This window comes from Polaromonas sp. (assembly GCF_039930745.1).
Taxonomy (GTDB): Bacteria; Pseudomonadota; Gammaproteobacteria; order Burkholderiales; family Burkholderiaceae_C; genus Polaromonas.
In genome coordinates, this window is sequence record NZ_JBDTTH010000043.1 from 26,876 (window position 1) to 35,001 (window position 8,126).

The window sequence follows — 8,126 nt, forward strand, 5'->3', positions numbered from 1 at the left end:
GAAATGGGAAAGGGTAAGACAAAAGACAAACGCCCCTGGAGTTAGGGGCGTCGTCGCATATTTCAAGACCCGATTATCGCGGGTCCGGGATGCGCCCCGGACCCGCGGCCAACGAGGGCTTAGCCTTCCAGGCCAGTCAGCTCGCCGCTGCGGATTTTGCCCAGGCGCAGGGCCTGGGCGGCTTCACCGCGCACGACGGCGGTAGGCACGGCAGATTTCACCGGAGTAGCAACGCGCGATCCGGAAGGGATGTGGTTGTATTGCTTGACGGCTGTTACCGCTTCGACCATGACTTCGGCGCGGGTGCGGTTGCCTTCTGTCTGCAGCGCAAACTGCGAAGCAGGATCAGGCGTTTCGGCGCGCACACCGGTGGAAGCGATGGCAGCAAAGGTAGCGATAGCGATGAGAGCGTAAGACTTGTTCATGATGATGACCTTTAGTGAGTGGTTGAGAACCGGAAGTTTTTTTCGGTTGGATCCGGCTCTTTCAAGCCCAAACTTCAACCGTGACCTCACTGTATTTGGGACAAATTAGGCGACCATGAGCGAAGTCTTAGCTGGGAATGAGCAAGCGCTCAAACCGATTCGACGCGCGCCACCAGCCCGCTGCGGTCGTCCCGGTTGCGCAGGCTGATGCGCATGCTGCAGCGTTGTGCGGCCGCCTGCGCAATGGACAGGCCCAGCCCGCTGCCGCGTACATCGCTTCCCGGCACGCGAAAGAAGCGGTCGAACACGCGGCCTAGCAGCTCCGCCGGAATGCCTGGGCCGGTATCTACCACCTCGATGGCCAGTTTCCCCTGGCTCTTCGTGACACGTACATCCACCACGCCGCCTTCCGGGGAGTAGCGCAGGGCGTTCTCTATCATGTTGTCCACCACGCTGCGCAGGTCACCGCTGGAGCAGGTCAGCATGGTGACCTCCGCAGGCAAGCCGGTTTCCTCTAGGCCGAGATCAATGTTGCGCTGGTCGGCCAGCGTAATCAGCGTATTGATGCTCTGATGCAGCACCTCGTGCACGTTGACCGCAACGGGCGTCTCCGCGGGGCTCGACTCCTGGCGTGACAGCCTGAGCAACTGGTCAACCAGCCGCTGGGCACGCAGCACGCCGGCTTCCAGCTGGGCAAAACGCTGCGCCGGCGCACCGGCTGCAAAGTCGCCGCGCAGGTTTTCCAGCTGCAGGCTCACCGCCGTGATGGGCGTGCGCAGCTCATGCGCGGCATCCTGCACAAAGCGCCGCTGTGTGGCAAACGCATCGCGCAGGCGGGTCAGCAAGCTGTTGAAGGAAATGACCAGCGGCGCAATTTCCTGCGGCACGCGGTCCAGCGGCAGCTCGGCGATGCTGTGCTCGTCCTGGGACGCGGCCTGGCGCGCGATGTCGGCAATAGCGCTTGACATAATGGCCGCCACGAACCAGAGGACAAAGGCCGAAAGTGGCAGCAGGATGATCACCGGCAAAATCGCGGTACCGGCCCGCTCGGCGGCTAGATGGCGACGGAACTCGCCACTCTGCAACACCTGGACGCGCCGCGAACCCGAGGCCTCGCTCACCGGCGTGGTGTAGATGCGCCAACGTGCGTCGTTTACCTTGACGTCATGGAACCCGCCTGCCGGTTGCAGGCTGGGCGCCAATCCCAGCCAGGAATTGGAACGGGCGTGGCCATCGGCGTCGAACACCTGCACCACATAACTGCCCCATTTGTGGATCTGCTCACCCGTCAGTGCCGGCAACACGATGTCCTGCTCCTGGGCTACCATGGATTCAGCCAGCAGCTCCATCTGGCTGTCCATGAAGGTGGCCACCATGCGGTTGTAGGTCCAGTAGGCGAAACCTGCCGACGCCGCGCCCACCAGTACAAACACCGGCAGCAGCCACAGCAACATCGCGCGGCGCAGCGAACACAGCCGGCCCGCGGGGAAAACGTGGATCATCATGCAACGTCTCCGGCAGCGGGAGACGCTGCAGGCGTGCCAGTGATGCGCCAACCCAGGCCACGCACATTGCGAATGACATCGGCGCCCAGTTTTTTCCGCATGCCGTGAATCAAGACGTCCACGGCATTGCTCATGACTTCTTCACCCCAGCCGTAAATGCGGTTTTCGAGCTGGTCGCGCGAGAGAATGGCGCCCGGCCTTTCGAGCAGCGCATGAAGCAATGCGTACTCTCGCGCCGACAGTGCCGACTGATCGCCGTTGACCAGCACCTCGCGCGTGGTGAGGTCAAGCTGCACCACGCCATTGCCTATGACGGAATGCGCGCTGCCGTCCCGCCGACGGATGACGGCGCGCATGCGGGCCAGGAGCTCGCGGAACTCGTAAGGCTTGACGAGGTAGTCATCCGCCCCGAGGTCCAGCCCCGTGATGCGGTCGTCCAGGCCGTCCCGCGCGGTCAATACCAGCACCGGCGTGGCATCACCGCGTGTCCGGGCCTGGCGCAGCACTTCCACGCCGTCGCGCTTGGGCAGACCCAGGTCGAGCAGCACACAGGCGTAGGCGCCATCGGCCAGTGCACTTTGCGCCAGCAAGCCGTCACGCACCCAGTCCACAGACCAGCCATTGGTTTCCAGCGCCTGCTGCAGGCTGCGGCCGATCATGTCGTCGTCTTCAACAAGCAAGACCCGCATTACGCTTCCCACGGCTGCGGTCGCAAGCCTTCCCAGCGGGCCTGCCGCCTGGCAGCCTGCAGCAGCAGGGCACCGGCGCACAGCAAGGCGGCCATCCCGGCCAGGTTCAGATAGAGAGCCGACGTCGCAACAAAGCCGGGCGTGGCCAGTGCGATGCCCACAAACCCGGCCTGGCTCAGCAGGCCAGCAACCACCACGGTCGGGCGGATGGCCGGGACAAGCGCAGCGCCCAGCAGCGCTGCGGCCAGCAAGGCGATCAGGAACTGATAGTGCAGCAGCAGCGGCAAGGCCGCGCCGTCGGGGGGCGGCAAGGCCAGCAGGACAAACACGGCGCTCACACCGACGGCAAGCAGGATGGCGCGGGCAATATGTTCAGAGAAAGTGTCCATGGCTTGCAGGATGTGGTGATGGAAACTGTATCTTCGCCGGACTGAATTAGGCTCGAATTAGCTGCATGCCCGACCGTTTCACAAAAAAGGGCCGGCCGGCGCTCAGCCCAGCCAGCGCCTGAGCTGCTGGTAGACCGCCGGGCTGTGCAAAAGCGCAATGTGCCCGGTTTCCATTGCAATCCACTGCTGATCAGGCAAAAAAGCCAGGTCGCGCGCGGGATCTGCGTGCTGGCCCAGTGCACTGGACAGGGGCACCAGCCCGTCGCCAAGCGCTTCGTCAAGCAGTGGGGTGCGGGCTGTCCCGCCGGTTGCAGGAACCGCGCCCAGTGTGGCGGCCACGGCAAAACAGGCCACACCGGCCGGCAGCGGCAAAGGCTGCCGCGTGTCCGGTGCAGCGGCGAAGCGGTCGGCGCCCTGCCAGTCGACCGGCAACACGTGGCCGTAACGCAGGTCGGTGATGCCCGCGCTTCGGATCTGGGCAATTTTTGCAAACGGCCGGGTCAGCGGGTTGCTGCCGAGCAGGGTGTCCACCCAGTTCCCAACTTTTTCCAGAGGCGCACCATGGTGCGGTGTGCCGAGAAACACCAGGTGTTTGAGGCGCCCCAGCCAGTGCAGTCCGCCAGCCGCCGCGCTGTGGCAGGCGCTGCGCGCCACCAGACCGCCCATGCTGTGTGTCAGCAGGCTCACGGCCTCCACCTCCTGCGGCCAGGCTTGCAGCAACTGCTCCAGCAGCGCCGCGAACTGCCCACCGTTGACCGAGGTGTGCAGGCCAGTGTTGTAGTGCAGGTAAACCGGGGTGTAGCCGAGTTCCTGGGCCAACTGCCGGCCGTAGTCCTGCGGGCCCGCTTCGTCCCCGGCGCGCCACTGCAGGTCGTTCATGCACAGGCCATGCACCAGCACCAGGATTTTCCCGGTGGCGCCTGGCAGGCGCTGCGCCAGCGCAGCCTTGTCCAGCCGCAAGGGCTGGCCTTCATGGCGCAGGCTCATGGAGATGGCCAGAGGGTTGGCGCTATCCTGCAACTGGTCACCGAGCACACCGTTGAGGGCGGCCAGAAGAGCTTCACGCTGGGGCGACGAAGCTGGCGCCGGTAGCCTGGGCACCACGCGCGACAACAGGGTATCCACAGCGCCACCGGCCAGGCGTGTCACCCCCTTGACGCTGCCGTAGACCAGGCCGGTGACGCCGCGTTTCCTGACGCCGGAAGCGCCGGCCTCACGGTCTACAAATTTCTGCCCGGCAGGACCAAAAGGTGCGGCGACGGCCTTGTAGACATTGCCCTGCACCTTCTCCACCAGTTCGGTGATGCCCAGCGTGCCGCGGGTGGCGAGTTGTGCCAGGCCCTGGATGTCGGACGGATGCAGGTGGCTGCGCAGCTCGTCCAGGGAAGGCAGCTTGGGCAAGCGCGGCGGTGGTGAGGTGCTCATGCCACCATTGTCGCGGCCGACAGGAGGAGCGTCCAGCACATCCCTTTTCGCCCGGCTTTATGAATGAAAAGTGCCTCCATCCCAATAGGATCGGGCACAAGATGCTATTGAAACAGGAGCAGATCCAGCTCAAAAGCTTTCGTGGGGAGCCAGGTAGCGCCACTGGCCAACCGGCAGGTGGCCCAGATTGACCCGGCCGATACGCACACGTTTGAGCCCCGTCACAAACAAGCCGACCTGTTCGCACATGCGGCGTATCTGGCGCTTTTTGCCTTCCTTGAGCACAAAGCGCAACTGCTCGGGGTTCTGCCATTCGACACGCGCCGGCCGCAAGGGCTCGCCGTCCAGGCTCAGGCCGTGACACAACAAGGCGAGTTTTTCCGGCGGGAACATGGCCTGCACGTTGACCGTTTCGGCGCCCTGTTCACCCTGATACGTGACGCGCACCAGGTATTCTTTTTCGATGTCCGAGTCTTCGCCGATCAGCTGCCGCGCCACACGCCCGTCCTGCGTGAGCACCAGCAGGCCGATGGAGTCAATGTCAAGCCGGCCGGCCGGAGCCAGGCCGCGCAGCTGCTCGTGGCCCCAGCGCATGCGGCTGTTGCACTCGCGCCAGCGGTTCTGCGGCTGCACCAGCACCACCGCAGGCTCGTGGCCGTCCTCGGCCTGGCCGCTGACATACCCCACCGGCTTGTTGATCAGGATGGTGACCTGCTGGCGCTGCTGCTGCTCGGCCTCGCGCGCCACCTCGATGCGGGCGTTGGCAGCCACTGGCTGGCCCATCACCGCCGCCTGCCCGTCCACCCGGACCCAGCCGCGCGCAATCCAGTCGTCGGCCTCGCGGCGTGAACACATGCCGAGCTCGGCCATACGTTTGTTCAGGCGAACCGTCAGCACCGGGGCGCCTGGGGCGGCCACCGCTTTCGGGATGCGCACTGCAGCGCCGGGAATCGGGGATTTGGGGGGAGGGGATTGAGCCATGGAGCGCTCCATTTTAGGCGGCCCGCTCGAAACCTTTGACGGAACCGCGCAGTCAATGGGAATACACCCATGCCGCACGCGCGGTCCTGCCGCTGATCGCACTCGGTGCCCTGGTGTTTTCGGTCCTGCTTGAAATCCCGGCACCTGCTTCTGGAAAACGACGGGCCTGCGTGCTATTGTTTCGGTAGCTGTCTGCGACCACCAAACAAGGGCTGCAGCCACTTTTTACGTAAAAATACTGGACCGCAGCGCCTGCAAATCCAACACGCGCAGACCGCCGTATTCGATCCGGATGATGCCCTGCGCCTGCAGATGAGCCAGCGCCTCGTTCACGCGCTGGCGTGACAGCCCGACGAGGTAAGCCATTTCCTGCTGGGTAATGCGCAGGATTTCGCCAACGCCCGGATACAGCACCGGGTTGAACAGCGCCGCCAGGCTGCGCGCTACGCGCAGGTCGGGATTGTTCATGCGGTCGATCTCGCGCGCGGCAATGAACTGGCCCAGGCGCTCATTGAGCTGGTTCATCACGAAACGGTTGAAGCCGATGGAGTGGTCCAGCAGCCAGTGGAAAGTATCCACCGGCAAGCCGGCCACCACACTTTTGCGCAGCGCCTGGATGTTGTAGCGGTAAGGCTCGCGCTTGAGCGCCGTGCCCTCGCCGAACCAGCCGCCCGGCGGCAAGCCGGCAAAAGTCATGGTCGCGCCCTGGGCGTTGTCGCTGCTCATCTTGAGCAGGCCTTCGACCACGCCGAACCAGTAAGTCACCGGCTTGCCGACCCGGCAAAGATAGTCGCCCGGCAATGCGTCACCCACGATCAGGCCAGCGACCGCCTGCTCGCGCTCAGCGGGGAGCAACAAAGCCAGCCAGGGGATGCCCGCCAACTCTCGCGCATCGGGGGCGCGGCGGCGTTTGTGCAACGGAAGATCGGTGGTCATGGCCGGTCCAACAATGAAACAAATATTCGGGAAAGTCCGGGGAGGGGTGTCCCTTAAATTGTCGTCCAAACGACAACCCGACGTCAAACAGAGGCCTAGTATCCGTTCATGCCAACGCTGCCCATGGCTTCATGGGCACGCTGGATTTAACTCTGGAGACAAGGCCCCGAATGCAGACCACCTTTCCCCGTTTGCTTCTCAAGCACGCCGCCGAGCGCCCCGCGGCGCCCGCCATGCGCGAGAAGGAATACGGCATCTGGCAGGCGCACAGCTGGGCCGACATGGCCACGCTGGTTGAACACATTGCCTGCGGCCTGCACCAGGCCGGCCTGCAGCGCGGCGAACACATGGTCGTCATCGGTGCGAACCGGCCCCGCTTGTATGGCACCATGCTGGCCGCCCAATCCCTTGGGGCGATTGCCGTGCCGCTGTACCAGGACGCCGTGGGTGCCGAGTGTGTGTTCCCCATTACCAATGCGGACGTACGTTTTGCGATGGTCGAAGACCAGGAACAGGTCGACAAACTCATGGAGATCCGCAGCCAGTGCCCGCAGCTGGCCAGCATTATTTATGACGACCCCAAGGGCCTGCGCAATTACGACGAGCCGGGCCTGGTGGCGCTGGACGCGCTGATCGCCTCGGGCCAAGCCTTTGCCACCCAGCAGCCGGGCTTTTTCCAGGCAGAAATTGAAAAGGCGCAACCTGACGACGTAGCCGCGATGTTCTTCACTTCGGGTACCACCGGCAACCCCAAGGGAGTCGTGCACACGCACAACACCTTGCTGGACCGCGCGGAAGCCGGTGCCGAATTCGACAAGCTGACCAGCAACGAGGAAGTGCTGGCTTACCTTCCACCAGCCTGGATTGGCCAGAACATCTTCAGCTACGCCCAGTGGCTGTGCTGCGGTTATGTGGTGAACTGCCCCGAAAGCGCGGGCACGGTCACCATCGACCTCAAGGAAGTCGGCCCCAGCTACTATTTCGCGCCGCCGCGCGTGTTTGAAGGCTTGCTGACCAGCGTGATGATCCGCATGGAAGACGCGGGCTTTCTCAAGCGCAAGATGTTCCACTTCTTCATGGATGTGGCCAAACGCGTCGGACCGGCCTTGATGGACAACAAGCCCGTGGGCACCGGCGACAAGCTGCTTTACGCCCTGGGCACACTCATGGTTTACGGCCCGCTGCGCAACAACCTGGGTTTTTCGCGCGTGCGTGTGGCCTACACCGCCGGAGAAGCCATCGGCCCGGACCTGTTCACCTTCTACCGTTCCATCGGCATCAACCTCAAGCAGCTTTACGGTTCGACCGAAACCGCGGTGTTTGTCTGCCTGCAGCCGGACAACCAGGCGCGCGCCGATACGGTGGGCGTCCCCATCAAGGGCGTGCAGGTCAAGGTGGCCGACAACGGCGAGATTCTCGTCAAGTCCGCCGGGCTGCTCAAGGGCTATTACAAAAACCCGGCCGCCACTGCAGAAGTGCTGACAGCCGACGGCTGGTACCACACCAGCGATGCGGGTTTTCTGGATGCAAGCGGGCACCTCAAGATCATCGACCGCGTGAAAGACGTGGGCCGTATCCAGGGCGGCGCCAACGACGGCGCCATGTTCGCGCCCAAGTACGTGGAAAACAAACTGAAATTTTTCCCGCACATCAAGGAAGTGGTGGCCTACGGCGACGGCCGCGAAAAAGTCTGCGTCATGATCAACATCGACTTCGATGCGGTCGGCAACTGGGCCGAGCGGCGCAACCTGCCCTACGCCGGCTACACCGACCTGG

At 63.8% G+C, this 8,126-nt stretch carries 8 protein-coding genes; 1 reads left to right on the forward strand and 7 read right to left on the reverse strand.

Annotated elements, in window-relative coordinates:
- Positions 1–119: 119 nt before the first annotated feature.
- The 7 genes from ABI660_RS13865 to ABI660_RS13895 all read right to left on the reverse strand — a co-directional run bounded on the left by ABI660_RS13865 (position 120) and on the right by ABI660_RS13895 (position 6,350).
- The gene (locus tag ABI660_RS13865) at positions 120–425 is read right to left on the reverse strand and encodes a DUF4148 domain-containing protein (RefSeq protein ID WP_348068961.1); all 306 of its coding nucleotides are present in this window, start codon (positions 423–425) and stop codon (positions 120–122) included.
- A 149-nt stretch (positions 426–574) separates the two neighbouring features.
- Positions 575–1,930 carry an ATP-binding protein gene (locus tag ABI660_RS13870; protein ID WP_348068963.1) on the reverse strand — a complete coding sequence of 452 codons (1,356 nt, stop codon included), beginning with the start codon at positions 1,928–1,930 and terminating at the stop codon, positions 575–577.
- A complete protein-coding gene (locus tag ABI660_RS13875; protein ID WP_348068965.1) occupies positions 1,927–2,619 on the reverse strand; it encodes a response regulator transcription factor in 693 nt (230 codons plus the stop codon). The genes ABI660_RS13870 and ABI660_RS13875 overlap by 4 nt, the downstream gene beginning before the upstream one ends.
- Positions 2,619–3,008, reverse strand: coding sequence for a hypothetical protein (locus ABI660_RS13880; RefSeq protein WP_348068967.1), 390 nt, complete (start codon positions 3,006–3,008; stop codon positions 2,619–2,621). The genes ABI660_RS13875 and ABI660_RS13880 overlap by 1 nt, the downstream gene beginning before the upstream one ends.
- Positions 3,009–3,110: 102 nt before the next feature.
- Positions 3,111–4,433: an alpha/beta hydrolase gene (locus ABI660_RS13885; RefSeq protein WP_348068969.1), complete on the reverse strand. Its 1,323-nt coding sequence runs from the start codon at positions 4,431–4,433 to the stop codon at positions 3,111–3,113.
- Between the two features lie 129 nt (positions 4,434–4,562).
- Positions 4,563–5,414 carry a pseudouridine synthase gene (locus ABI660_RS13890; RefSeq protein ID WP_348068971.1) on the reverse strand — a complete coding sequence of 284 codons (852 nt, stop codon included), beginning with the start codon at positions 5,412–5,414 and terminating at the stop codon, positions 4,563–4,565.
- 225 nt (positions 5,415–5,639) lie between these two features.
- Positions 5,640–6,350 (reverse strand): Crp/Fnr family transcriptional regulator, encoded by a 711-nt coding sequence (locus ABI660_RS13895; RefSeq protein ID WP_348068973.1) that lies wholly within the window; start codon positions 6,348–6,350, stop codon positions 5,640–5,642.
- 170 nt (positions 6,351–6,520) lie between these two features.
- On the opposite strand from ABI660_RS13895, the gene ABI660_RS13900 reads away from it, so the two are divergent.
- Positions 6,521–8,126: AMP-binding protein (locus tag ABI660_RS13900; protein WP_348068975.1), on the forward strand; the 1,606-nt coding region annotated here is incomplete at its 3' end.

What these genes read in the sequence shown, in the direction of transcription:
- ABI660_RS13875 (WP_348068965.1), bottom strand. Translation starts at nt 2,619, where the DNA reads ATGCGGGTCTTGCTTGTTGAAGACGACGACATGATCGGCCGCAGCCTG.
- ABI660_RS13895 (WP_348068973.1), bottom strand. Translation starts at nt 6,350, where the DNA reads ATGACCACCGATCTTCCGTTGCACAAACGCCGCCGCGCCCCCGATGCG.
- ABI660_RS13880 (WP_348068967.1), bottom strand. Translation starts at nt 3,008, where the DNA reads ATGGACACTTTCTCTGAACATATTGCCCGCGCCATCCTGCTTGCCGTC.
- ABI660_RS13885 (WP_348068969.1), bottom strand. Translation starts at nt 4,433, where the DNA reads ATGAGCACCTCACCACCGCCGCGCTTGCCCAAGCTGCCTTCCCTGGAC.
- ABI660_RS13870 (WP_348068963.1), bottom strand. Translation starts at nt 1,930, where the DNA reads ATGATGATCCACGTTTTCCCCGCGGGCCGGCTGTGTTCGCTGCGCCGC.
- ABI660_RS13890 (WP_348068971.1), bottom strand. Translation starts at nt 5,414, where the DNA reads ATGGCTCAATCCCCTCCCCCCAAATCCCCGATTCCCGGCGCTGCAGTG.
- ABI660_RS13865 (WP_348068961.1), bottom strand. Translation starts at nt 425, where the DNA reads ATGAACAAGTCTTACGCTCTCATCGCTATCGCTACCTTTGCTGCCATC.